We start from the raw sequence: 23,631 nt of genomic DNA on the forward strand, positions 1-23,631 counted from the left end.
CCCAAACGTCTTTTGCGGCTAGCGGCGCGGAGCGGCGCCAAGCGCGCGCGGCAGCAGCGCGCGCTCGAGCACGTCATAGATCGGCTTGTCGAAACCGGTGCGCGGCGTGGTCGTCGCCGCGAAATCGAGCAGCGTACCCGCGGCCGGCGCATAGGCCGGCCAGGCGGGGGCGCCAGGGCAGACCGGCGTGCCGGTCTTGGCAAAGCTTACCCAGCAGCCATGGATCGTGCTTACCATTTTCTTGTCCTCGGGCGTTAGCGCCTGCGCGATCGCCGGTATCGCCGACCAGCTGTCGAAGACGAATGGAATCTCGCCGCCATGGCGCGCGCCGCTGCGCTGCGCGCGCATCCGCTCGGCCACATAGTCGAAGCGGTAGAGCCAGCTGGGCGCGCCGCCGGCGCTCTTGCCCGCAATCCAGCGCGCCGGCGCCGAGAAAGCGCCGTCGGCGAAGAGCCGGCGGGCAAGCGCCTCGTCAGTCGGGGCGCGCTCGCCATAGGCGGCTCTGAGCGCCGCGAGACCGGCCCCTGGTACGGACGAGAGCATTGCCGACGATCCCATCTGGAACGATTCCATCAGCGAGCCTTCGTCACTGTTGAAGCCGATGATGAGCGACACGTCGATGACATTGCCTGCCTCGAACGCCTGCGCCGTGCTTTGCCTGAGGAACCGCCCGTCGACGATCGGCCCGAAGCCGACGCCGGACTTAAAGCTCGCGAAGGTCTCGGGTGGCAGCGCGCGCAATTCTTCGACAGTCGCGCCGGGCTTGACCCCGGCCGCCGCAAGCGCGGCGACGCCCGTGCGCTCGGCCTCGGCGAGGCTCGGCGTCATGTTCCAGCCGTCGCCGGACTCGACGATGGCTTTCTGGAACAACCCCTTGGCTTCCGGCAGGGTCAGCAGGCTGAGCGTGGCGACGCCGCCGGCGGATTCACCAAAGACAGTCACATTCTTCGGGTCGCCGCCGAACGCAGCGATATTGGCCTGGACCCAGCGCAGCGCGGCAAGCTGGTCCATCGTGCCGTAATTGGCGAGCGGGGCATTTGCCGCCGCCTCGGCGGTCAGCGCGGGATGCGCGAAATAGCCGAGAAGCCCGAGGCGATAGTTGAAGGTGACCAGGATCACGCCGTCGCGGGCAAACGCGCTGCCGTCGTAAAAGGGCGCCGACCCCGAGCCGACACGGTGTGCGCCGCCATGGATCCAGACCATGACGGGCAGCGGCTTGTTCGACCTGACCGGTGCCCAGATGTTGAGCGTCAGGCAGTCCTCGCTGGAGGCACCGCGGATCGCATTGGCTTCGCGCCCGCCGCTGGCGGGGATGCGGCCCTGCGGACAGGAGGGACCGAACTCGGCCACCTGCCGAACGCCCCGCCACGGGGCCGCGGGCTGCGGCGGCTTCCAGCGCAGTGACGCAACCGGCGCGGCTGCAAACGGGATGCCGCGATACACTTTGGCATCGTCTTCTACGGTGCCGCGAACCTCGCCCTGCGCCGTTTTGACCAGCTCCGGCCGTGCCTGATTCTGTGCACAGGCAGGCAGCACGAGCCCGGCGAACGAAAGGATCGAGATAGCCAATAGACTACGCATCGTCATGACCTCCAGGTCGAATGGCAGGGATGGTCAGCCGACAAGACGGTCGCCCCCTTCCCAGAAAGGCTTCCGCAGCTCGCGCCGCAGGATCTTGCCCGCAGCGTTGCGCGGGATGGCTTCGACGAAGCGAACCTCGCGCGGGCATTTGTAGCCGGCGATCCGCTCGCGGCAGTGCAGGAAGATCGCCTCGGCGTCCGGCGCGGCTGCGACAGGCACCACGAGCGCGAGCACCGTCTCGCCCCAGCGCGGGTCGGGAATGCCGATCACCGCGACTTCGGCCACCTCGGGATGCGACTGGATCGCGTTCTCGACTTCGACCGGGTAGATATTCTCCCCGCCCGACACGATCATGTCCTTCACGCGGTCGCGGATGAACAGAAAGCCTTCCTCGTCGAGATAGCCGGCATCGCCGGTATGGAGCCAGCCACCCTGGATCGTCTGGGCCGTCGCGGCCGGATCCGACGCATAGGCCTTCATGATCAGCGGGCCGCCGACCAGGATCTCGCCGGTCTCGCCTGCGGGGACCGGCTTGCCATCGGCATCTACGACCCGCAGCTCCACGCCTTTGACGGCGCGGCCGCACGATGCCAGCTTGCCGCGCCCGGGCGCATGATCCTCGGGCCCGAGCAAAGTGATCGGCCCGGTCGTCTCGGTAAGCCCATAGCATTGCGCGAATTCGCAGCCGATCCGCTCCTGCGCTTCGCGCAGCACCGATTCCGCGATCGGCGATCCGCCATAGATGATGACTCGGAGCGGACCGAGATCGGCCTTTGCCATCGCCGGGCTGGCGAGGCAGGCCTGGATCATCGCCGGCGCCATCGTCGTCGAGGTTACGCGTTCGCAGGCCATGGTTTCGACCGCCGCGCCGGGATCGAAGGCGCCGGCGAGAACCAGCCGCGCACCGGACTGGATGCAGCGCAGAACCGGGCCGATGCCGGTGATGTGGAACATCGGCGCGGGCGCGTAGAGCACGTCACTGGTATCGAGATCGAGCGGCGGGAGGCTGAAGATCGCCAGCGACGCGAGCACATTGGCATTGGTCAGCTGCACGCCCTTGGGAAGTCCCGTGGTGCCGCTGGTGTACATCTGCAGCACGACATCCTCAGCCGTGCCGGGGGACGGATGGGCGCGGCCGCTCTGGCGATCACGCCAATGGCGATAGTCGGTCGAGCCGGTTCCGTCGATCGTCTGGATCGTGACGTCCCGCTCTCCAAGCGCGGCCTGAGCGGTCGCGAGGAACTCGGTGTCGACGAACACCCGGGCCGCGCCGGAATGTTCGAGAATATAGGCCATTTCAGCCGGCGTCAGACGCCAGTTGATCGTCAGCGCGATCTGGCCGGCCCGGATGGCACCCATCAGCAGTTCGACCTGTGCTCCGGAGTTGCGCCCGATCAACGCGACGCGGTCCTGGCGCTGCCCTTCGGCGGCTAGGCCATTGGCGACCTGGGACACGCGCCGGTCGAGCTCGGCAAAGTCGATCGCGTCGGCCAGCGTCCCGATCGCCAGCGCCCGGGGATTCGCCTTCGCCACTTCGCTCAGCAATCCATCGACAGTACCGTCGGAGGCGGTGCCTGCGTCTCGCCCGAGGATACCGAGAAGTGAGCGTATGAGGGTCAAGATGTCTTCCTATTTCTGTCGGCGGCCGCGCGCGGCAGCTGCCAAAAAGTGCCGGGAGGACAACGTCGCCCCGGCAGGCGGTGAGAGAGGGGTGTACTCCCCTCGGAACGCGCTTCGGGCCGCGGACAGAAACGGCTACGGAGCATCATTTGCGGACATGCTTGCTGAAGAAGTCCCACAGCACGTCCGTCGCGTTGACCTGGTCGTAGCGGTAACGCTCGAGCATCGGCGCACTCGCCGAACCGCCGCCCGGCCAGGTGTGATTGGCCGAGGCGAGGCTGTAGAAGGTCAGGTCGGCACCCTTGCAGTCCGTGAAGCGCTCGACCGTCACATCGCCTGAGGTGCTGGCTGCAGGAGACGTGCCGCAGCCATTGGCCCGCCGCCAGAAGTCGACCGCATAGCGCACGCTTTCGAAAGGTTTGCTCTGCGACTGCGCGACGAACCCGAGCGTGCTGGGGCCACCCTGATAGGGAACGACCTCGTCCTTCACTCCGTGCATGATCAGCATGGGTACCGGCCCGCGCGGCTGCGGCTCTCCGCCGAACAGCGCCCCGGCAACGACGCCGGCGCCGGCAAGGCGATTGCCCAGCGCGATGGCGATACGATGCGTCATCATCCCGCCGTTCGACATGCCGGTGACGTAGATCCGCCGCGGATCGGTGCGGCGAGACCGCTCCACTTCATCGATCAGCGCGCCGATGAACTGCACGTCCTTGCTCTTGCTGGTCATGGCATGACCGCAACAGCCTTCAGCGTTCCAGGTGGCCACGCGGCCGTTGCGTCCGACGCCATTGGGAAAGGCGATAACCAGGCCTTCCTGCCGGGCCTTTTCCGCCCAGCGCGCGACCATGGTCGAGGCATTGCCACCGCCGCCGTGCAGCACGACGACGAGAGGCGCTCCGGCACGGCCATTGGCGCCGTCCAGCAGCAGATAGTCGCGGGTCGTTCCAGCGATATTGATCTTGTGGCTCGTGGTGCCCGCCGGCACTGCGCTGTCCGCGCTTTGTGCCCGCATGGCCCGGAGCCGCTTGAATGCCTGGGCATCGGCCTCGACCGCGCTGAGCAGGCTAAGGCCGATGACACCGGAAATCGCGATACGGGAGAGTAACTGCTTCATGTGGGTCCTCACCAGTTGAAGGAAAGCGTTCCTCCCCAGGTCCGCGGGTTGTTGTAGTAGTTATTGCCCCCCACACTCACGACCCGGTAGATGTCGTTGGTCACGTTCTTGACGAAGCCCAGCAGGCGCCAGTTCTTGCCCTGGACGCCGACCGACAGGTCCGCGGTCGAATAGGGTTCGCTTTCGCGGGTGAGCGAGGCGTCGTCGAAGCCGCCGCCGGCTGCCTGATAGCTCGCGGTAAACAGGCCATCGATGCCGCCGCCGAGCGGATAGGTCATGCCGGCGTTGAGCGTGATCATATAGTCGCGGGCGCGCGGCGTGTCCTTGCCGCTCAGATCGAGCACCGTGCCCTGGAAGAGGATCGACGATCCATCCTTCCAAGTGCCGTGCGAGGTCGAGGCGCTTCCCGACAAGGTGAACTTGCCGACACCGACCGGCACGAGCGCGGCCAGCTCCAGTTCGGCGCCATAGACGCGATTGTCGCCGATATTCTCGAGCGTGAAGGCCGGATTGGTGGACGACAATGTCGTCGTCTGCTGCACGTCGCGGGTCTCGCCATAATAGACCGCAAGCTGGCCGCGGAACACCGATCCGCCGCTGCTGCGGAACACCGTCTTCACGCCGAGCTCACCCTGCGTCAGATCCTCGGGATCATAGGGAACGCGATCGAAGAAGCCGGGTGCCGGCGTCTGGTTGAAGCCGCCGGGTCGATAGCCGGTGGCGACGCGACCATAGAGCGTGACTTCGTCACTGACCTTATAGTTGACCGAAACCGTGGGCAGAAAGCGAGTCCACTGCTGGTCGAAGAAGGTCAGCGGGATGGCGTCGTTGGTGAGTGGGTCGAGGTCGAACCGCTGGAAGCGGAACTTCTTCGAATCAACCTGGAAGCGCGCTTCGGCCGTGACGTTGAGGCGGTCGGTCAGGTCATAGCCGAGCAGGCCGAACGCGGAGTAGGAGAAGAGGTCCTCGCGCGCATTGTCGAGGCGAAGCTGGCGGCGAACCGTGGTCGTAGCGGCAGGCGTTCCGACCACCGTCCCGTGCCGATTCGAATAGATGTTGCTCTCATAAGTCTGGAAGTCGGCGCCGATCAGCCAGCTGAGCGCGCCGTTGCCGGTCGATCCCCAGTGCACCTCTGCGCCGTAGCGCTCGAAGCGTTCGCCCTGATCGTCGATCAGCTGGATGTTGGGATTCCGGATGCTCGAATAATGGTCGAAGTCCGCACCGACACGATCGCCCTGGCGGCCCTTGTAGTTCGCGACGATCACCAGCTCGGACCCGCCGAAATTATGCGTGAAGTCGAACAGCATCTGGGTCTGGGTGATCTTGACCCGGTCGGTGGTGTCGAGCCCGGTGCGCACGAAGGGATCGGGATCGAGGGCCACATTCTGGCCGAGCGAGGTAAAGCCGGGCGCTTCCGAATCCGAATATTCGACCGTGAGATTGGCAGTGCTGTCGGTGCCGATGCCGGCGCCCAATATTCCGCGCACGCCCCAGCTCTTCTCGGTGTCGAGATAGCGGCCGGTGACCTGGTCGAGATAGAAGCCCTGCTTCTGGTCATTGTAGAAGCCGCCGATCCGGAGCGCCACCGTGCTGGCGACGGGCAGGTTCAGCGTCGCCGAGGTCTGCAGTTCCTCGACCGAATTATAGCCGACCTTGCCGCGCACCTCGAAATCGTCGGTCGGCTTGTGGCTGATGACGTTGACCGCACCGCCAACGGCGCTGCGGCCGTACAGAGCGCCCTGCGGACCGCGATAGACTTCGACGCGCTCGACATCGTAGAAATCGATGTCGCCATAGCTGCGGCCGCCAAAGCCGCCACCCGCCACATAGATGCCGTCGCGGTAGATGCCGGTGGTCGATTCCGAGAAGCCGAGGCGCCCGCCGCCCTGGCCGCGCAGCGCGATGTCGTTGAGATATTGCGGACCCGAGCTGATCAGGATCGCGCCTGGCGTCTGCCGCGTATAGTCGGCGACATCGCGGACGTTGAGCCGCTCCATGTCGTCGTCGGTGAGCACGCTCACCGAAGCGGGCACGTCCTCGATCGATTCAGACCGGCGGCGCGCCTGGACGAGTATCTCGCCCTCGGGAACGGTCTGCGACGCGGACGGGCTTTCGCTCGCACTGGAGCTCTGATCCTGCGCGCAAGCCGGAGTGGCCGCGGCGCAAGCGATGATCAACGCACCGAGCGCAGCGCTCGAACGCAAGACGTGAATCGACCCGTAATTCAATGCCTTAGCCATTCTTCTCTCCTCCCCCGACGAGTGCGACTTAGCCGCCTCGACTCTTGCTGTCACTTGTGGGTAACAGGATGTTACTTATGAGTAAACAGGCTAAGCAAAATGACCGAGGAGAGGCGGCCGGCACATGTCGGATTTGCCAAATCGGCCGGACTGGGCGAGCGTCGCGGCATGGGACAAACCTATTCGGAAATGATCGGCGCACACCGGGTCCAGCGCAGGGAGCAACTGCTGCGCTCGGCAGCGGAAGTCCTCGAGCAGGGCGGCATCCGCCAATCGACCATGGACCAGGTCGCCGCCCGCGCCGGCGTGTCGAAGGTGATTCTCTATCGCTACTTCAAGTCGAAAGACGCGCTGGTCCACGCGGTGCTCGAAGAAGTGGTGGAAGCCATTCTCGCGGCGGACCGCGAGGAAGCGGCCTGGTGGACCGATCGTGTCAGACGAACCCTGCCGGTTGCGCGCGAGCATGCCGCCGCAATGCGGCTGCTGGTCCGCCATGCCGCGCACGATCCCACCTTCGGGCGCCATCTCGAGCAATTGAGCGCCGCGCTGGTCCAGGCCGTTATCGAACGCGAGACCGACATTCTGGGTCCTGAGAAGAGCGCACCCGGCCCCACCATCATGATGGCAGAGGCCGTCACGGCGTTCATGCTGGACAGCTATGTGCGATGGATCGAGCAAGGTGACCCCGGGCGGGATGCGCAGTTCGTCGACTGGATCACCGCGTCGGTGCGCTCGATCGTCTATCACTGGCGCGGGTTGCAGCCCTAGCGCTCATCATAGGCTGCCCGCTTCGCTCAGGGGATTACCCGCGCGTCGTGCAGGAAGTCGATGTCGGGGTTTTCGCCGACGAACATCGACACGCTGCCGGCGAGGAGGTCGTCGCTGCTCCAGGGCGGCGCAGGCAACTTCGCCGCGGGCGCGAGAAATGCCGCCTTCCATGCCGCATAGTCGTCGAACCAGATTTCGATGGCGCGCGGATAGCCGGCACGATCGCTCACGGCATTGTATCGCCCGAACCGCTTTACGCCCGGCAGCGCCGCCACCGCCTTGGCAAAGCTTTGGTCGAACCACGCATCGCCGTCCGCTGCGGTTACCGAAGACGGATATCGGAAGAAGACGATCCAGCGCAGATAGGGCGTCTCCTTGGGCGGCGTCGCCAGCGAGACGTAGAGCATGTCCGGATTGACGGGGATCGTTGCCGTCCAGGTCCGGAACAGACGGTTGCCGCGCCAACCGCCGGGAGGCGGCGTGAAGGAATCGAGTTCGCCGCCATAGAGGCTGTTGATCCGGCTCTCGCGGAACTGCGCAAGCGAATCGAAGTGGATCTCCGTCATCCGTCCGAACTTGACGCCAAAGCTTTGTAGAGCCTCGGGAGCCGGTAGATAGGAGCGGAACGAGATATAGTCGCGCTGCCACGCCCGATAGGCGCGGTGCACCTGCGGGGCATGATAGGTGATGTACCAGCGGTCTAGCTCAAGCTGGTCGGCGCCCGGCAGCAGCTCGATCAGGATATAATGCTTGATCGCTTCCGCCGCCGCCCAGGCTGGCGTAGCGAAGGCCACGCTGGCCCCGGCCATACCGGAAAGAAGGGTTCGGCGGGTAAGCGCGTTGGGGGCTGTCATTTCGGAGCTCCGGCTGGTGCGGCCGGCAGTGCCAGCGCGACAAGGCGATGCGGGCTGGCGCGAAAGCCCATTCCGCAGACGATGAACTGCCGCCCGGCCGCCATATAGGTCATGGGCGGCCCAAGCGTGTGATCGGGAAGCGCGACCTCGCCACGCACCTCTCCCGTCCGCTTGTCATAGGCGCGCAGCACCTTCTTCGAGACGGGGCTATGCGGACCCTCGCCCAGGAACAGCAATGTGCGCGTGAGAAGCGGCCCGGTGCGGCCGGTGGTCCCGGTCCAGCCGGGATGATATGGCGCGAAGGCCGGCATGTCCTTCGCTCCGGGGCCGTTGGGACGGCTCCAGGCAATCTCGCCCCGATTGAGGTCGATCGCCGTGATCCGGCCATAAGGCGGCTTGAGCAGCGGCATCCCGCCGGGGCCACGCACGACGCTCGCCTGGCCCGCAATCTCCTGCGCGCCGTCGCCGGTATCGCTGCGCTTGCCCGAGGGGTCCAGCGCCATCGAGACCACTGCGGTCAGCGACGGCACGTAGAGCATGCCGGTCTCGGGATCGACCGCGGCGCCGCCCCAATTGGCACCGCCGACCCAGCTCGGCAGGACCATGGTCGGACGCGGGCCCAGCGGCGTGAACAGCGGGCCATGATCGTAGCGTCCGAGAATCTCTCGCGCTGATGCCTTCAGCTCGGGAGTGAAGTCGATCAGATCGGCATCCGAGACGCCTTGCCGCTCGAAGGGCGGCGGCCTGGTCGGGAAGGGCTGGGTTGCCGCGCTATGCTCGGAGGCGATTGCCGATTGGGGTACGGCGCGCTCCTCGATCGGCCAGAGCGGCCGCCCGGTGCGGCGATCGAAGGCGAAGCAGAAGCCATGCTTGGTTACCTGCGCCACCGCCGGCACCCGCGCGCCATCGACCGTCACATCGATCAGATTGGGTGCGCAGGGGAGGTCATAGTCCCACAGGTCGTGATGGACGATCTGGAAATGCCAGCGCCGCTTGCCGGTCCTGGCATCGAGCGCGATCAAGCTGTTGCCGAACAGATTGTCGCCGGGCCGCTCGCCGCCATAGAAATTGTTGGTCGGGCAACTGCACGGCAGATAGACCATCCCGAGTTCGTCGTCTGCGCTCATCGGCGCCCAGACATTGGCGTTGCCGTTGCGTGCCGCCGAACCTTGCTCCCAGCTGTCCGCGCCGAACTCCGTCGGCTGCGGGACGGTGTGGAAGGTCCAGAGCAGCTTGCCGCTGCGCACATCGAAGCCGCGCACGTCTCCGGCCGGCATCGGCGTCTGGGCCGTGCGGTCGTCGATATACTGGCCGACAACGACGACATCGCGGCAGATGAGCGGCGGGGAAGTCACCCCCATCAGGCTGCTCGGCGCGCCCGTGACCGGCCGCTGCAGCCCGATTGCGGAAAGATCGACCTCGCCTTGCTTGCCGAAATCGCGAACCGGCATGCCGCTTCGCGCATCGAGCGCGATGAGCCGATTGTCGCCGGTCGCGATCAGGATGCGCCGGTCCGGCCCATCGCGCCAATAGGCGACGCCTCGGTGCTGGAAGCCCTTGCTGGTGGGGTAGCCGCGCCGCCACGAGCCGGGATCGTGCACCCATAAGGTCTTGCCGGTCGCGGGGTCGATGGCTGCGACCTGCGACATGGCCGTGGACACATAGAGGGTGCCGTCTACCATGAGCGCCGTCGCCTGGAACTCGCCTGGCTTGAGCTCGGGATTGGCGGCCAGGATTGCGCTGTCCGGAGATATCCACTCCCAGGCGATTTCGAGCTCGGCGACATTGCCGGAATGGATCTGGTCGAGCGGCGAATATTTCGTGGCCGCGTTGGTCGCACCATAGACCGGCCATTCCTCCGCCTTGCGAGCATTGGCTATCGGGGCTGCATCGGCGCCGGCGGCGCCCGCAACCAGGATGACCGCCCCGCTCGCGAGCAGGGTGCGCCGGTCGATTCCGGGGCTGTTCGCAGTCATCGCTTCAATAGCCGCTGGCGAGGGCGAGCCGGTTCGCATGAAAACTGGTGTCGCCGAACATCTCGGCGAGCACACGGGCGCGCTTCATGTAAAAGCCGATGTCATACTCGTCGGTCATGCCGATCCCCCCGTGCATCTGGACGCCTTCCTGCACGACAATCGTGGTTGCCATCCCTGCCATTGCCTTTGCGACCGCGACCGCGGCTTCCGCATCCTCTCCGGCATCGAGCAATTGCTGCGCCTTGAGCGTCGCGGCGCGCGCCACTTCCATCTCGCTGTAGAGATGCGCCGCGCGGTGCTGGAGCGACTGGAAGCTGCCGATCAGCGCGCCGAACTGCTTGCGCTCCTTCAGGTAGGAGACGGCCATGTCCATCGCGCCGCCGGCGACTCCCAGCAGCTCGGCGGATGCCCCGATGCGCCCCGCTGCCAGCGCTCGCGCGAGCGGCACGTCGCCCTGGCCGACTTCGCCGACCACCGCGTCGGCATCGATCACGACGCCGTCGAGGGCGAGCCGCGCGGCGATGCTGGCATCGGCGAGGCGGAGCGGCGTGACGGTCAGGCCGCTGCTCTCCCGCGGAACGGCGAACAGGGTCGTGCCTTCCGCGCTCCGGGCGGCAACCAGCAGCAGATCGGCCACATGACCATGGGTCACGAATTGCTTCGTGCCCGTGAGGCGGAAGCCGTTGCCGGCGCGCTCGGCCTGCATCTCGATGCGGCCGTCATGCTTGGCGCGCTCGTCGATCGCCAGCGCCGCGACGATATCGCCAGCGACGATGCCCGGATACCAGCGCGTCCGAGCGGGGCTTTCGCGCAGCGCTTCGACTGCAGCGACCGCGGTCGTCAGGAAAGGGGAAGGCGAGAGGTTCCGGCCGATTTCCTCGAGCACCACGCCGGCCTCGACATGGCCGAGACCGAGGCCGCCGTCCGCCTCGGGGATCAGGATTCCCGTCAGTCCCATCTCCGCGAACTGCTTCCACAGATCGCGGGAGAAGCCGGTGGGATCCTCCGCATCGCGAAGGCCGCGCATATGACTGGGCGGCGCTTCGCTCGCGATGAAATCCTTGGCGGTGTCGCGCAGCATTGTCTGCTGTTCGTCGAGATACAGGGGCATGGTCTTCTCTCTTTCGCGAGGTCCGGGCGGGCTGGTCCAGGCCCAAGAATGGGTGAGGGCGTCAGGCCGGAAGCTCAAGGATCCGCTTGGCGATGATGTTGAGCTGGATCTCGGTTGTGCCGCCCTCGATCGAATTGCCCTTGGTCCGCAGCCAGTCGCGCGCCGCGGCACCATGGTGCGAGGCGTCGCTCTCCCATTCGAGCGCATCGGATCCGCGCGCCGCCATTAGCAGCTCGTGGCGCGCCTTGTTCAGCTCGGTCCCGTAATATTTCATCATCGACGGCTGGGCCGGGTGCGCGCGGCCGGCCTTGAGCTCATCCAGGAAGCGCTCGGACATCGCGGAGAAGGCTGCGGCGCGAACGTCGAACAGTGCGATCTGCGCGCGCAGCAGCGGATCGGCCAGGCGCCCGCTTCCGTCCACTCCGATGCTTCGCACCGCGGTGCCGGCGAGCGTGTCGGCACCATCCTCGAGACCCATGCCGGAGATCATCTCGCGCTCATGGCCGAGCAGATATTTGGCGACGTCCCAACCCTTGTTGAGGTCGCCGACCAGGTTTTCCTTGGGAACCTGCACATTGTCGAAGAAGGTTTCGCAAAAGGGTGAATAGCCGCTGATCAGCAGGATTGGCCGCGTCGAAACACCGGGGCTTTCCATGTCGAACAACAGGAAGCTGATGCCCGCCTGCTTGACCGACTTATCGGTGCGCACCAGGCAGAAGATCCAGTCCGCCTCATCGGCATAGCTGGTCCATACCTTCTGTCCGTTGACGAGGAAATGGTCGCCCTTGTCCTCCGCGCTGGTCTGCAGGCCAGCGAGGTCCGAGCCGGCATTGGGCTCCGAATAACCCTGGCACCAGCGGATCTCGCCGCGCACGATCTTCGGCAGATGCTCGAGCTTCTGCGCTTCCGTGCCATATTTGAGCAGCGCCGGCCCGAGCATTGAGATGCCGAAGCTGTGCAGCGGGTTCCGGCAGCCGAGCAGTGCCATTTCCTCGCGCAATATCTTCGCCTCCGCCGGCGACAGGCCCCCGCCGCCATATTCGGCTGGCCAGTCCGGCACGGTCCAGCCGCGCGACGCCATCGCGTCCATCCATTCCTTCTGTCCCGGCTGGAATTGCGCGCGCCGGCCGCCCCAGTTGGCGTCCTTGTCGGACTGCATCGGCCGGCGCATCTCGGGAGGGCAGTTCGCTTCGAGCCAGGCGCGGGTCTCGGCGCGAAATTGATCGAGGTCGGTCATGGTCTTCTCCGGTTTCGGGCCGTGCGCGAGCGCGCTCAGTTGAAGCTTTCGCCGGCCGCGGCCTTTGCGCGCAGCAGCTGCGACACCTCGAAGCCGTTGCGCTCGAGGCTGGCGACGATGTTGGAAAGTCCGACGGTGTCGGCCCAGAACATCGGGCCGCCGCGCCAGGCGGGCCAGCCAAAGCCGTATATCCACACGACATCGATGTCGGACGCGCGCTGCGCCATGCCTTCCTCGAGGATGCGGGCGCCCTCGTTGACGACCGGATACAGCGTCCCCTCAATGATCTCCTGCGCCGTAATCGCGCGCTGGGCCGCGCCGTTCTGCGCGCGAAATACCGAAATGAGCATGCCGACGCGCGGCGAAGGCGTCGGCGCGCGCTTCTCGTCATAATCGTACCAGCCCGCGCTGCGCTTCTGACCCCACCGACCCTCGGCCGCCAAGGCATCCCGCAAGCTCTCGATGCGGGCCGGATCGCGGTGCCAACCGATATCGAGGCCGGCGAGATCGGCCATCTGAAATGGCCCCATCGGCATCCCGAAATCGACATGAACCTTGTCGATCTGATGCGGCATCGCACCTTCCATCAGCAGCTTCACTGCCTCGTCCTGGCGCGGCATGAGCATGCGGTTCGCGATGAAGCCATGGCAGACGCCCGAGACAACCGGCACCTTCCCGATCTTTCGGGCGAGCGCCATCGCGGTCGCCAGCACATCGTCTGCGGTCCAGGTACCGCGCACGACTTCGAGCAGCTTCATGACATTGGCCGGCGAGAAGAAGTGGAGGCCGACAACGTCCTCCCGCCGGTTTGTCGCCGCGGCCATGTCGTTGATGTCGAGGAAGCTGGTGTTCGAGGCGAGGATCGCGCCCGGCTTCGCGATGCGGTCGAGCTTGGCGAACAGCTCCTTCTTGATGTCCATCGACTCATAGACAGCCTCGATGATGAGGTCGCAATCGGCCAGGTCGTCGAGACTGAGCGAAGGCGACAGCTGGCCCATTGCCCGCTCGACCTGCTCGGCGCTCATTCGGCCCTTGGCGGCCGTCGCCTCGTAATTCTTGCGGACCGTCGCAACCCCGCGATCGAGCGCATCCTGCGCCATCTCGACGATGGTCACGGGGATGCCCGCCGACAGGAAGTTCATGCTGATGCCGCCGCCCATCGTCCCCGCGCCGATCATGCCGACGCGCCGGATCGAGCGCTCCACGGTATCGCCAGCCATGTCGTCGATCCTGGCTGCCTTGCGCTCGGCAAAGAAGGCGTGGCGCAGCGCCCTGGACTGTTCGCCGAGCAGAAGCTCGACGAACACCTTGTTCTCCAGTTCCGCGCCTTCGGCATAGGCGAGGGGCGCAGTCTTCTCGAGGAGATCGACGATCGCGACTGGCGCCTCGGCCCCGGTAAACAGCCGCGGGTTGCGCTCGCGAAATGCCTGGAACGGGGCTATGTCCTGCGGAGCGGCGAGCGACGAAGCCCGCGGCAGCGGACGAAGATCGGCAACCTCGCGCGCGAAGGCGACGGCAGCCGCGACGAGATCGCCCTCGGCGAGCCGGTCGACGATGCCGGCTTCCTTTGCCTTGGCCGCGGAGATCGGCTCGCCCTTTGCGATCATCTCAAGCGCAAGCGCCGTGCCTGCGATCCGCGGCAGGCGCTGCGTGCCGCCCGCACCTGGGCAGATGCCGAGCTTGACCTCCGGCATGCCGAGCTTCGCCGACAAGGCGGCAACGCGATAATGGCAGGCAAGCGCGATCTCGAACCCGCCGCCGAGTGCCGTTCCATGAATGGCTGCGATGACCGGCTTCTCTGTAGCCTCGATTTTGTCGGCGAGTACGGGCAGGATCGGATCCGCCATTGGCTTGCCGAACTCGGCAATGTCCGCGCCGGCGAAGAAAGTCTTGCCTTTGCACGCAAGGACGACGGCGCGGACGCTCGCATCCGGCTCTGCCTCGGTCAGGGCTGCGGCAAGGCCCTGGCGCACATCGGCGCCAAGCGCATTCACCGGCGGGCTGTCCGTCAGGATGACAAGGATATCGCCCTGCCGTTCGGTCGCGATACGCGCCATCGATCTACCCCCATTTGCCGGATGGATTCGCTCCGACTCGTGTCGCGGCATCTCCTCGGCGCGACCGCCGCTAACGCAACCCAATGGAAATTGTCAAACAATCCTTGCGGGCTCTTGGCAGAAGAGGTCACGCATCAGGATGATGACAAGGCGTGCCGCGGCCGCCGCGGCCTGGGGCTGCCCCCGTTCGACGGCGGAGATCAGGACGCGATAGGCGTTGAGCGACTGGGCATCGGTCTGGCTGTCGCCGGGACGGATGAGGCGATGCTGCCAGAGCACGAGATTGCCGGCCTGGACGAGTTGCCGAAAGGCATGGCGGCTGTGGGCGGCAAGGCCGATGCGGCGGCCGATTGCGAAGGACAGGCGGTAGACCTCGCTGCGATCGCCTCCGCCTTCCGCCGCGACCTCCAGCTCGCTTAGTTTCTGTCGAAGTTCCTCGCCGACAGCAGCATCTGCCTTGCGCGCAGTCAGCTCGGCGCACAGGGCGTAGGCGTCTTCCATGAGCAGCGTGAGCTGCAGCAGCTCTTCATGCGCGAGGAGGATGACCTGGGCGCCGCGCCAGGGCTGAATCTCGACGAAGCCGGATTGGGCGACCGTCCGCAGCGCTTCGCGCACCGAGGGGCGGCTCGCACCATATCGGACCGCCAGATCCTGCTCGCGCAGCCACTCGCCGGGCGCATAAGCGGCGGACATGATGTCACGCTCGATACGCTCGGAAAGCCTGAGCTCCAGGGTTCGGGTATCGGCCGCGGGCTCGCTGTCGCTTGTGCTCATCAATTCCTCTTTGTAAGACAATCCCTACAGGATGCCCGCCGACGATCCAAGCCGTTTGCGAAACAAATAGCAGCGTCCGGACTCGGGAGCAGGAGAGATAGCATGGAGGAAAGGCCGAGTGCGGAGGCGGCGTTCGGCGGCTTTGACAATCCTCAGGCAGCGTTCGACCCGGATCGCACGTTGACGGGCGATCTCTCTGAGCTCTGGGCGCCGGCGCGTTCGAAGCGGCACGAGCAGGGTGAGGCGGGCTGCGGCTTCGTCGCGTCGGAGGTGAAGTTGCTTTCGGTCGATGCCCGCTCGATGATCACGCATGCCGCGGGGCTGATGGACGCCGCCCGATGAGCCTCCGCCAGCCACGTCATGCGCAAGGCGCGATCCAAAGGAGATAGGCCGATGCTGATCGGAACCCGCCGGGAAATGTTCACGACAGCCGGACTACTCGTGGCAGCGTCGGGCGCGCGGCCCGGCGCCGCGAGCGGCGGCCCCTCGATCGAGCAGGATCTCGCCCGATACATCGCCCTTGGCGGCAAAGCCTCGGGCGGGCCTGGCGACGAGGCAAGCGGCGTCTGGCTAGAGGCGGAGCTGAAGGCCTGCGGCTACGCGACCGAACGCCAAAGATTCGACGCGCCTTATTTCGAGACCGAGCATGCGGATCTCGTCAGCGGCGATGCGCGCGCCTCAGTGCTTCCTCAAGCGATCGTCGTGCAGACTGGCCCAGAAGGCGTCACCGGACGTCTGGTGCGCGTCACACCGCTGGTGCCGGCGGAGCAGGCGTTGCGGGGAGCGATTGCGTTGGTCGACCTGCCTTATGGGCGCTGGTCGAGCGCAGGCGCCAAGCCGATACTCGACACTGTCCGTGCAACCTTCGCCGATGGCGCGGTCGCAGCAGTGCTCGTGACCAACGGACCGACCGGCAAGGCAATCGCCCTGAACTGTGACGGCAGAAGGCCGGTGTTCGGCAGGCCGGTGGCGATCCTCGCCCCCGAATTGGCTGTTGCCTTCCTCGCCGCCGCCGCGGGCGGGGCATCGGCGACCTTGCGCCTGACTGGAAAGAGTGGGACGCGGCCCGCCTTCAACCTGATTGGGCGGCGGGAGCGTCCGGGGCGGCCCTGGATCATCATCTCGACGCCCCGCTCGGGCTGGTTCACCTGTGCAGGTGAGCGGGGCCCGGGCGTTGCGGCCTGGCTCGCCCTGGCCCGTTGGGCGCCGGGCGCGCTCCCGGATGCTAGCCTGGCGCTGATCTGCAACAGCGGTCACGAATATGAGCGCCTCGGCGCTGGATTCGCCCTCCAGGTCGCGCCAAATCCCTCGCGTACCGCCTTTTGGCTTCACCTTGGCGCAAACGTGGCTGCCCGCGACTGGCACGAGATTGGCGGGGGAAGGCAGTCGCCGCTGGAAACGGCCGACGCGCAGCGCTTCCTGATGGTCAGCCCGGCGCATCTGGAACTTGCGCGGCAGGCCTTCCTGGGCCTGCCGGGCCTTGGTTCACCCTATCCAGTCGGGGAGGGACCTGCCGGCGAGCTTTCGAACATCATCCGCGCCGGCTATGCGAGCGTTGCCGGCATCTTTGGCGCGCACCGCTATCATCACACGATGGAGGACGATGCCCACACCGTCGAGCCGCGACTGGTGGAGCCGGTACTTGGCGGGTGTCGCGCGCTCATCGAGCACGCTGGCGGACGATTTTCGGGGCCCTAGTCCACTTCAGTCTCGCGTGACCTGCTCTGTGCCGGCGAACTCATAAGTCGCGCACGGCGCGACGCAAGGTATGCGCGTGACGATCCGCTATCCTGACCCGGGCGGCGGACGATAGCGATGTGGGAGAAGGGCGGTGCGCCGTCTTGTGCCTGCCGCGATTCGCTTGCACAGTCCGCGAGGGCGCCTGGGTCACGGCGATCGAGTGCTTCGATCCTTTGGGCGGAGCCGAAACCATCCTTGCGAGTTAGGGGCTTAGCAACGCCGCCGCCAAGCCTGCCGGCCGAACACCCGGCTCTGCCGCCGGCGGATCTCCTGAACGCGCTGCAGGCGCTGGGCGGCGGGTTTGAAGGACAGGTGGGCATCGCGATCCGGGACGTCGATAACGGCTGGAGCCGGGGGAGGATGTCGCGCCGTTTCATAGCCGTCAGATCATTCCGCTCACTCGTGATCAATGGATGGACTGGCTCGATCCGGGGGCCAGCCGCCGAGGTGCTACGGCATCTGCCCAAGGGAAGCTTGCCGGTGTCGCAGGTTTATCCACCGCCAGCGGCGCAGACGATCTTCTTGTGAGCAGTCGCGAGCGACAGTGTTTCGATCTGGAGTGTCAGAAGAAATGGTGCCTCCCTCTCGATTGACCAAATCGCTCTTTTCCGCTCAATTGATCTAGGAATAGAAATCGCGCCGGGGGGACGATGACCGCTGAAGATGCGCTCAATTTGTCGGTGGAAGTGCCGAGGCTGAGAAGCAATAAGGGCGAGCTGTGCTTGAACGCGACCTTTGGGCGGTCGAGACTCAAGGCGCATTGGGTCGATGCTTTGGGCGTGAAAATCAGCCCATATTATATCGATTATGGCTTTCTTGCCGGAAATTTCAGCTTTCGTCTGAGCGGATGCCGCGCGCGGGCAAAGGATCGCTTGTCGCCTGGCAATGTGCCCGTCTTGGTCTCCGAGAAGATCACGAAGAGCACGGAGACAGCTGGTGCCGTCACCCGAACTAGTAAGGCGGGAGCGGGAATTTCCATCAAGGATGGGCCGACCGTCAGCGCGGAAGATGGCGACCAGACTACGAGCAGCGAAAAGTCGGGTGTTGTTGCCGAGATAACGCATGTTCGGGCGCTACTTCATTTGTCGGGCCCGGATGACAAGCCGGCTTGGCGCATTGAATCGGTGCTGAAGGATACCTGTCTGAGCGGGCGCGCTCCGGGCAGTGGGAATCCGCCGCTCGCCATCCTGCATTTCGACCAATATCCGGCATCGATCGAAGCGACATTTTCCATTCTTCCGAAAGATGTCGACGTCACCGAGATCAATCCCGGAAGTTTCTCGAAGGAGTGGATACCGAAAGCCGCGGTTGCACGCCGAGCATTGCGCAAGCGTTTGGCAAGTCTGGCTACCCATGGTGACGGATCTGTTGTAGTGAGAACGTACACGCTGAGTCCGATTATACCTTAGGTTAGGCTGGGAGATATTCGAGATGAGCAGCGAAGAATCCGCCCAGAATGAAGGGTTCGATCACGGCATCCCTTCCTTCGAAGACCAAGTCCAAGGAATTTTCAACGACATCCAACATGCGATCGAGAAGAGCGATACTGGCGATCTGCGGTCCTTGATGAAGAACCTCGATCTTAAAGATCTCGATGGTGAGGACCTCTCTGGCGCAGACCTATCCGGCCAGGACCTGTCCGGGCTGAGATTTCGGCACGTTCGGTTTGCGAATGCCGATTGTACCAGGACCGATTTTAGAGGAAGCGATCTTTCGTATTCCGATTTCTCGGGTTCCTTGATTCGAGGGGCCAGATTTGCCGATGCTACGCTGACCGGCGTCGTTGGTCTTGCCGATATCACGGTCGCGCAGGCGCGAGTTGAGGAACGAAGGCCTTCGGGATTATACGAATATGTGTTCCTAGCCCGCCAGGATCTGGCACAAGCGCAGGTGGATGCCTTGGCGGAAGCCGCCACAAAAATCATCGAGGACAATAATGGCAAGGTCGTGAAGACCGAAACCTGGGGTCTTCGCTCCCTGGCGTACCGCATCGCGAAGAACCGCAAGGCGCATTATGTGATGCTTGAGATCGAAGCGCCGGCGGGTGCGGTCGCGGAACTTGAGCGCCAGACGCAGATCAATGAAGACGTGATCCGTTATATGACGGTCAAGGTCGACAAGCACGAAACAGGCCCCTCGGTCATGATGCGCAAAGGTGCCCGCGAGCAAGGTGCGTTTGGGTCAGGGGATCTGGCCGCACCTGAGGGCAGAAGGGCGTCGCGGGCGCGCAGCGAAAGCGCCTGAATTGCACGCCGGTCGCTGACTGGTCATCGAAGGTGGTCGGCTGTTCAGTCCGATGGCCGTCCCTCGCGCGATATTCCAATCGCGCTCAACCCCTTCCTCGTAGAATTGCTCGAGACCCGGATAGGGCAGAGCTGACGTGCTCCCCAAAATTCCTCCAGTCATAACTGGAGTCCGGGGGTTGTCATCGTGCCCTTGCGGGCGGGGTTGCACAACCCGCCTGGCAGCATCGGCGGGCGTCAGCCCGCCTATCCCGCTATGCGGTCGCACATGGTTGTAGTCGTGGCGCCAGCCGCTCAGCACCGAGCGGGCATGGCTCAACGACGCGAACAGCGTCTCGTTCAGGCACATCCTCGACAGCCCTTCGGCGAGCGGCAGGCTTCACCAGTTTTTTGAGGCAACCTCCTTCAGCACTGCATTGTCGAGCATCGCGTCGGCCAGCAGTCGCTTCAACCGCGCGTTCTCGTCCTCCAGCACCTTCAGTTTGCGCGCCTGCGACACGTCCATGCCGCCATAGGTCGCCTTCCATTTGTAGAACGTCGCGCTGCTCACGCCGTGCTTGCGACACATATCCGCTGTCGATGACCCAGCTTCCTGCTCCCGCAGGATCGCTATGATCTGCTCCTCGCTAAACCTGCTGCGCTTCATCTCCGTCCTCCTCAATGAAGGACTCTAGCTCAAACTGGCAGAGTTTCTGGGGAGCACGTCACTATCAGGCCTCGCATGAGCTGTTTCGCGTAGACAGCTGGGCGTCGGTATTGCTCGGCCGGCGCACGATGTCGCGTGGCTATCACCAATGGCCCTGCATTGGGGTAGGTAATGAGCACCTCCGGACAAATGCTATCCGCGCTATTTCTAGATAGCACTCTGATCTCTCCCATGATTGTTTATGGAGATAGGAGGTCTCGATGCTCGATACTCGCTACGCTCGCCTGCTCGTCGTCGATGATTCACGCATGATCCGGCGCATCATCGCTAGCATGATACATGAGTTTGGAATCGCGCAGGTCGATCAGGCAGGCGACGGTGCTGAGGCGCTCAAAATGCTGCGGCGTTGCCGCTATGACCTTGTTATCTCCGATTGGTGGATGGAGCCGGTCAGCGGCTTCGAATTGCTCCTAGCTGTTCGCCAGGATCCGGCATTGGCCAAGATTCCTTTCCTGATGATCACGGCCGAACGGGACTTCGGTGAGGTCATCAACGCCAAAAGCGCGGGTGCGACCGACTATCTGTTGAAGCCGTTCACGGCAGAAACCTTGAACCGGAAGCTTGATCGCTTCGTGGTGAGCGATCTCATGAGTCCGACGTCCGCAGGAGCGCTGCGGACCGGTTGGCACGAAAGTGCCGACGAGATTTTTTGAAATAAACCGGAAACATTGCCAGACATTCCCTATAAGGCTTGAATGCAGCCGCGGCGCATTGAACGCCGAACGAAAAGGGGGAGCGGCCGGAATACCTAGATAATGAGAGGCACCCCATGCTTTGGTTTCGTGAAAAGGCTCCCATCCGACAGAAGACCCTAGTCGCATTCGGCTCTCTCGTCGCCCTGATAGCCCTTCTCGGGTTGGTCGCGCTGGCGCGTGGCGAATTCGTTACGGCGGGCCTCTCTGCTTGCGTGGCGCTAGGCGCTGCGATCCTGTCGGCCCATTATCGCAAGGCGATCTGCGATCCCTATGTCGATACGGTGGTTCGCATGGAGGGACTTGCCGCTGGCGACTTGAGCAGCCCCATAGCCTATACCAGCCATGAAGACTGTGTCGGACGGATGACACGCGCCATGTTTACCTTCCGCGATACGGCCGAGAAGCAGATGCAGGACGCCGAGGAGCAGGCGCAGATCGTGGGGATCGTCGGAGAAAGCCTGGCGAAACTCAGTACCGGCAACCTGACGGGTGAGATCGTCGCGGACTTTCCGGCCGCCTATGGCAGCCTCAAGATCAACTTCAATTCGGCGATCGAGAGCATGCGCTCGCTCATTGGCGCTGTGCTCGAGAATGCGCAAACGATCCGCACCGGTGCTGGTGAGATCGCGCAGGCTTCGGAAGATCTTGCGCGCAGGACTGAAGCAAATGCCGCAGGACTGCAGGAGACGTCGGCCTCGGTGACGCAGATGGACGAGCGCCTGAAGGAAAGCGCAGGGGCTGCCGCCCGGACGCTGATCCGTGCCGATGAGACAATCGCGACCGTATCGAGCGGCCGCGGTACGGCGGACGACGCAGTGCAGGCGATGAACCGGGTCAGCGAGAGTGCCAAGGGCATCGACAGCGTGATCGAAGGGCTGGACAAGATCGCCTTTCAGACGCGCGTCCTGGCGATGAATGCCGCTGTTGAAGCGGGCCGCGCGGGTGAAGCGGGCCGCGGTTTCGCGGTCGTTGCGGACCTCGTCTCGGCCCTCGCGATGCGAGCTGAAGAGGAAGCTGGACGTGCGCGCGAACAGCTGACCGCGACCCAAAGCGATATTATCGCTGCGGTGGACATGGTTCAGAAGGTCGATACCGCGCTGGTCGATATCTCGCAGAATGTGGAAGAAGTGCACGATCTGCTCGGCAAGATGGCTGCCGACAATCAGGCGCAGTCCAGCGCCATCACCCAGATCAATGTCGCCATCGGCGAGATGGACCATGCGACGCAGCAAAATGCCGCGATGGTCGAGGAGACCTCGGCTGCGGCGCGAAATCTGAGCAGCGAAGTTATCCTCCTCGCCGAGCAGGCTGGCAGGTTCGACATCGGAGCGGCGGCTGACGCCCGTCCAGATCGCACGGAAACGTTTCAGCGATCTTCAGCAGTGCGCGGGCTGTACGCGCGTCCACGCTCTGCCCGTTCCTATGCCGGTGGGGTGGGTACGGCCGCCGAGCCATCGAAAGAATGGGCAAGCTTCTGACTGCTTGCCCGAAGGGGGAGTAGCACCTGCGTCAGGGCCGCAGGTTCATCCAGCTCGAGCATGTCGCGGCTTATCCGGCGGCATGCGGGGGCCGAACCTTGTGGAGCGTGAAGTGGAAATACCTCTCGCTGACAATATGCTTTGGAGCCGGATATTATCCGGTGCCACGAATCCGGACATCAAGACGCTAGCCACCCGACTGATCATCACTCGGCTACGTATTTCGGTAAGGAACCAGGAGACGAATTTGCCGAACGCCTCGTTGGAGCTGCGCAACTTCTTCGTGAGCAACAAGTTTGCGCATCGCGATCTTGCCGCGATCATCGGAGCTTGATTCATGCAGAATGCATTCCTTCCCGTCGAGGCGGCCAGCGCGCTCGTTGCCTCCGGCGCTGTGCTCTTCATATCTGGACCCGAAACTTTGCTACGCCAACTGCCTCAAGGAAACTGGATTGGGGCTACGACCGCCTATTTCATCGTCGAGGGAGGCGGGGTCTCGCGGGAAGATCGGCTGTTCTGCACGCGCTTCGATGAAGCGGTGGCGGCCCGCAGCGCCATCCTGCTGGGGGATAGGCTCGCCGAACTGGTAGAGCGCCGTTACGATCACGGCTTCTCGTGCGTCGTGGTGCCGGCGTTCAGTGCGGCACTACAGCGCTACGCCGTCGAGGGACCGGATCTCTCCGGCCTCTACAATCAACCGGTCTTTGGATGGGTCGCCGGTGTTCACCTGGGCAAGGTCGGTAGCGAGACGCCGAAGGTCTTTGACGGTAAGACGGGCATCGTGTCGGAAGACGGTGTCGCGGCGCTTTGGATCGAACTTCCCGATACGATCGAGCCACATCTCGATATCGTCAATCTGTTCGATGCTGGTGACCACGAAGCCATCAGCTTCCCGGAGGCAGGCTTTGACGTGACGGATTGCTGCATCGACGGCGTCCACGCCAACCTGGCCCGATATGTTGTGGCGAACGGGCTGGATACGCGCCTTCCGCTCGTGGCCGACTACGCCGGGGCGATGATCAATGTCTCCTTTCAGGCGGTGGATGCCGAAAACGGTCGGGTTCGCTTCTATGCGCCGGTCGTGCCGGGCGTGACCTATCGCTTGGCTCGCCCGGTTGCCGATTATGCGGGAGCCTATGCGGCCGCGGCGGGCGATGGCAGGGCCGAAACCATGTTGTCCTGCAATTGCATTCTCAATTATCTCTATGCCGATCTCGAAGGGCATCCAACAGGCGGCTTCGTAGGGCCGGTCACCTTCGGTGAGTTCGCCTATATTCTGTTGAACCAGACCCTGTCCTGCTTCTCCCTTCGTGAAGCGCCACGCAGCACTTAGGAGTTGATACCAGATCAAGCGCTGATGTTCTGGGTGCATCGACGCTTCCGTCGTAGGTCTGCGTTAACGCCGAAAGGACACGTCAGCGGATTGCAGTCGAA

20 protein-coding genes and 2 pseudogenes are annotated in these 23,631 nt (G+C 64.3%); 10 read left to right on the forward strand and 12 right to left on the reverse strand.

Annotated elements, in window-relative coordinates:
• Nucleotides 1–18 precede the first annotated feature (18 nt).
• The 4 genes from AAHM44_RS03315 to AAHM44_RS03330 all read right to left on the reverse strand — a co-directional run bounded on the left by AAHM44_RS03315 (nucleotide 19) and on the right by AAHM44_RS03330 (nucleotide 6,558).
• Nucleotides 19–1,581, reverse strand: coding sequence for a carboxylesterase/lipase family protein (locus tag AAHM44_RS03315; RefSeq protein WP_342249005.1), 1,563 nt, complete (start codon nucleotides 1,579–1,581; stop codon nucleotides 19–21).
• Nucleotides 1,582–1,614: 33 nt separating this feature from the next.
• Nucleotides 1,615–3,201 carry a long-chain-fatty-acid--CoA ligase gene (locus AAHM44_RS03320; RefSeq protein ID WP_342249006.1) on the reverse strand — a complete coding sequence of 529 codons (1,587 nt, stop codon included), beginning with the start codon at nucleotides 3,199–3,201 and terminating at the stop codon, nucleotides 1,615–1,617.
• A 145-nt stretch (nucleotides 3,202–3,346) separates the two neighbouring features.
• Entirely contained in the window at nucleotides 3,347–4,318 is a 972-nt protein-coding gene (locus tag AAHM44_RS03325) for an alpha/beta hydrolase family esterase (protein ID WP_342249007.1), read from the reverse strand.
• 8 nt (nucleotides 4,319–4,326) lie between these two features.
• Entirely contained in the window at nucleotides 4,327–6,558 is a 2,232-nt protein-coding gene (locus AAHM44_RS03330) for a TonB-dependent receptor (protein WP_342249008.1), read from the reverse strand.
• A gap of 99 nt (nucleotides 6,559–6,657) precedes the next feature.
• On the opposite strand from AAHM44_RS03330, the gene AAHM44_RS03335 reads away from it, so the two are divergent.
• Entirely contained in the window at nucleotides 6,658–7,326 is a 669-nt protein-coding gene (locus AAHM44_RS03335; RefSeq protein ID WP_342249009.1) for a TetR/AcrR family transcriptional regulator, read from the forward strand.
• A 26-nt stretch (nucleotides 7,327–7,352) separates the two neighbouring features.
• Here AAHM44_RS03335 and AAHM44_RS03340 read toward each other — a convergent pair whose 3' ends face one another.
• From AAHM44_RS03340 to AAHM44_RS03365, 6 genes are all read right to left on the reverse strand, one after another.
• Complete coding sequence (locus AAHM44_RS03340) at nucleotides 7,353–8,180, reverse strand: hypothetical protein (RefSeq protein ID WP_342249010.1); 828 nt, start codon at nucleotides 8,178–8,180, stop codon at nucleotides 7,353–7,355.
• A complete protein-coding gene (locus tag AAHM44_RS03345) occupies nucleotides 8,177–10,156 on the reverse strand; it encodes a pyrroloquinoline quinone-dependent dehydrogenase (protein ID WP_342249011.1) in 1,980 nt (659 codons plus the stop codon). Before AAHM44_RS03345 ends, AAHM44_RS03340 begins: the two co-directional genes overlap by 4 nt.
• A 4-nt stretch (nucleotides 10,157–10,160) precedes the next feature.
• Nucleotides 10,161–11,267 (reverse strand): acyl-CoA dehydrogenase family protein, encoded by a 1,107-nt coding sequence (locus AAHM44_RS03350; protein WP_342249012.1) that lies wholly within the window; start codon nucleotides 11,265–11,267, stop codon nucleotides 10,161–10,163.
• A 61-nt stretch (nucleotides 11,268–11,328) separates the two neighbouring features.
• Nucleotides 11,329–12,504, reverse strand: coding sequence for an acyl-CoA dehydrogenase family protein (locus AAHM44_RS03355; protein ID WP_342249013.1), 1,176 nt, complete (start codon nucleotides 12,502–12,504; stop codon nucleotides 11,329–11,331).
• A 35-nt stretch (nucleotides 12,505–12,539) separates the two neighbouring features.
• Entirely contained in the window at nucleotides 12,540–14,561 is a 2,022-nt protein-coding gene (locus tag AAHM44_RS03360; RefSeq protein ID WP_342249014.1) for a 3-hydroxyacyl-CoA dehydrogenase NAD-binding domain-containing protein, read from the reverse strand.
• 93 nt (nucleotides 14,562–14,654) lie between these two features.
• Entirely contained in the window at nucleotides 14,655–15,335 is a 681-nt protein-coding gene (locus tag AAHM44_RS03365) for a GntR family transcriptional regulator (RefSeq protein ID WP_342249015.1), read from the reverse strand.
• 102 nt (nucleotides 15,336–15,437) lie between these two features.
• Here AAHM44_RS03365 and AAHM44_RS03370 point away from each other — a divergent pair, with 102 nt between their 5' ends.
• From AAHM44_RS03370 to rpsF, 5 genes and pseudogenes are all read left to right on the forward strand, one after another.
• Entirely contained in the window at nucleotides 15,438–15,677 is a 240-nt protein-coding gene (locus AAHM44_RS03370; RefSeq protein ID WP_342249016.1) for a hypothetical protein, read from the forward strand.
• Between the two features lie 51 nt (nucleotides 15,678–15,728).
• Nucleotides 15,729–17,033, forward strand: a complete 1,305-nt coding sequence (locus AAHM44_RS03375; RefSeq protein ID WP_342249017.1) for a hypothetical protein — start codon at nucleotides 15,729–15,731, stop codon at nucleotides 17,031–17,033.
• A gap of 692 nt (nucleotides 17,034–17,725) precedes the next feature.
• Nucleotides 17,726–18,484, forward strand: a complete 759-nt coding sequence (locus AAHM44_RS03380; protein WP_342249018.1) for a hypothetical protein — start codon at nucleotides 17,726–17,728, stop codon at nucleotides 18,482–18,484.
• Nucleotides 18,485–18,641: 157 nt separating this feature from the next.
• A pseudogene (locus AAHM44_RS03385) lies at nucleotides 18,642–18,845 on the forward strand (pentapeptide repeat-containing protein); the annotation flags it as partial.
• Between the two features lie 27 nt (nucleotides 18,846–18,872).
• Entirely contained in the window at nucleotides 18,873–19,319 is a 447-nt protein-coding gene (rpsF, locus tag AAHM44_RS03390) for a 30S ribosomal protein S6 (RefSeq protein ID WP_446745945.1), read from the forward strand.
• Here rpsF and AAHM44_RS24830 read toward each other — a convergent pair.
• A complete protein-coding gene (locus AAHM44_RS24830; RefSeq protein WP_446745944.1) occupies nucleotides 19,257–19,667 on the reverse strand; it encodes an integrase core domain-containing protein in 411 nt (136 codons plus the stop codon). The two genes, rpsF and AAHM44_RS24830, sit on opposite strands and share 63 nt — an antisense overlap.
• A gap of 3 nt (nucleotides 19,668–19,670) precedes the next feature.
• Nucleotides 19,671–19,964 (reverse strand): annotated as a pseudogene (locus AAHM44_RS03395) (transposase); the annotation flags it as partial.
• Between the two features lie 260 nt (nucleotides 19,965–20,224).
• Here AAHM44_RS03395 and AAHM44_RS03400 point away from each other — a divergent pair.
• From AAHM44_RS03400 to AAHM44_RS03415, 4 genes are all read left to right on the forward strand, one after another.
• Nucleotides 20,225–20,677, forward strand: a complete 453-nt coding sequence (locus tag AAHM44_RS03400) for a response regulator (RefSeq protein ID WP_342249019.1) — start codon at nucleotides 20,225–20,227, stop codon at nucleotides 20,675–20,677.
• A 116-nt stretch (nucleotides 20,678–20,793) separates the two neighbouring features.
• Nucleotides 20,794–22,197: a methyl-accepting chemotaxis protein gene (locus AAHM44_RS03405; RefSeq protein ID WP_342249020.1), complete on the forward strand. Its 1,404-nt coding sequence runs from the start codon at nucleotides 20,794–20,796 to the stop codon at nucleotides 22,195–22,197.
• Between the two features lie 82 nt (nucleotides 22,198–22,279).
• On the forward strand, nucleotides 22,280–22,531 hold the full coding sequence (locus AAHM44_RS03410) for a hypothetical protein (RefSeq protein WP_342249021.1): 252 nt from the start codon (nucleotides 22,280–22,282) through the stop codon (nucleotides 22,529–22,531).
• A 3-nt stretch (nucleotides 22,532–22,534) separates the two neighbouring features.
• A complete protein-coding gene (locus tag AAHM44_RS03415; protein WP_342249022.1) occupies nucleotides 22,535–23,530 on the forward strand; it encodes a DUF6976 family protein in 996 nt (331 codons plus the stop codon).
• The last annotated feature ends 101 nt before the right edge of the window (nucleotides 23,531–23,631 follow it).

The organism is Sphingomonas sp. OTU376, assembly GCF_038440415.1.
Classification (GTDB): Bacteria; Pseudomonadota; Alphaproteobacteria; order Sphingomonadales; family Sphingomonadaceae; genus Sphingomonas; species Sphingomonas kyeonggiensis_A.

What these genes read in the sequence shown, in the direction of transcription:
- AAHM44_RS03315 (WP_342249005.1), bottom strand. Translation starts at nt 1,581, where the DNA reads ATGCGTAGTCTATTGGCTATCTCGATCCTTTCGTTCGCCGGGCTCGTG.
- AAHM44_RS03375 (WP_342249017.1), top strand. Translation starts at nt 15,729, where the DNA reads ATGCTGATCGGAACCCGCCGGGAAATGTTCACGACAGCCGGACTACTC.
- AAHM44_RS03400 (WP_342249019.1), top strand. Translation starts at nt 20,225, where the DNA reads ATGCTCGATACTCGCTACGCTCGCCTGCTCGTCGTCGATGATTCACGC.
- AAHM44_RS03380 (WP_342249018.1), top strand. Translation starts at nt 17,726, where the DNA reads ATGACCGCTGAAGATGCGCTCAATTTGTCGGTGGAAGTGCCGAGGCTG.
- AAHM44_RS03325 (WP_342249007.1), bottom strand. Translation starts at nt 4,318, where the DNA reads ATGAAGCAGTTACTCTCCCGTATCGCGATTTCCGGTGTCATCGGCCTT.
- AAHM44_RS03415 (WP_342249022.1), top strand. Translation starts at nt 22,535, where the DNA reads ATGCAGAATGCATTCCTTCCCGTCGAGGCGGCCAGCGCGCTCGTTGCC.
- AAHM44_RS03355 (WP_342249013.1), bottom strand. Translation starts at nt 12,504, where the DNA reads ATGACCGACCTCGATCAATTTCGCGCCGAGACCCGCGCCTGGCTCGAA.
- AAHM44_RS03345 (WP_342249011.1), bottom strand. Translation starts at nt 10,156, where the DNA reads ATGACTGCGAACAGCCCCGGAATCGACCGGCGCACCCTGCTCGCGAGC.
- AAHM44_RS03335 (WP_342249009.1), top strand. Translation starts at nt 6,658, where the DNA reads ATGACCGAGGAGAGGCGGCCGGCACATGTCGGATTTGCCAAATCGGCC.
- AAHM44_RS03350 (WP_342249012.1), bottom strand. Translation starts at nt 11,267, where the DNA reads ATGCCCCTGTATCTCGACGAACAGCAGACAATGCTGCGCGACACCGCC.
- AAHM44_RS24830 (WP_446745944.1), bottom strand. Translation starts at nt 19,667, where the DNA reads ATGTGCCTGAACGAGACGCTGTTCGCGTCGTTGAGCCATGCCCGCTCG.
- AAHM44_RS03370 (WP_342249016.1), top strand. Translation starts at nt 15,438, where the DNA reads ATGGAGGAAAGGCCGAGTGCGGAGGCGGCGTTCGGCGGCTTTGACAAT.
- AAHM44_RS03360 (WP_342249014.1), bottom strand. Translation starts at nt 14,561, where the DNA reads ATGGCGCGTATCGCGACCGAACGGCAGGGCGATATCCTTGTCATCCTG.
- AAHM44_RS03410 (WP_342249021.1), top strand. Translation starts at nt 22,280, where the DNA reads ATGCGGGGGCCGAACCTTGTGGAGCGTGAAGTGGAAATACCTCTCGCT.
- AAHM44_RS03365 (WP_342249015.1), bottom strand. Translation starts at nt 15,335, where the DNA reads ATGAGCACAAGCGACAGCGAGCCCGCGGCCGATACCCGAACCCTGGAG.
- AAHM44_RS03330 (WP_342249008.1), bottom strand. Translation starts at nt 6,558, where the DNA reads ATGGCTAAGGCATTGAATTACGGGTCGATTCACGTCTTGCGTTCGAGC.
- AAHM44_RS03340 (WP_342249010.1), bottom strand. Translation starts at nt 8,180, where the DNA reads ATGACAGCCCCCAACGCGCTTACCCGCCGAACCCTTCTTTCCGGTATG.
- AAHM44_RS03405 (WP_342249020.1), top strand. Translation starts at nt 20,794, where the DNA reads ATGCTTTGGTTTCGTGAAAAGGCTCCCATCCGACAGAAGACCCTAGTC.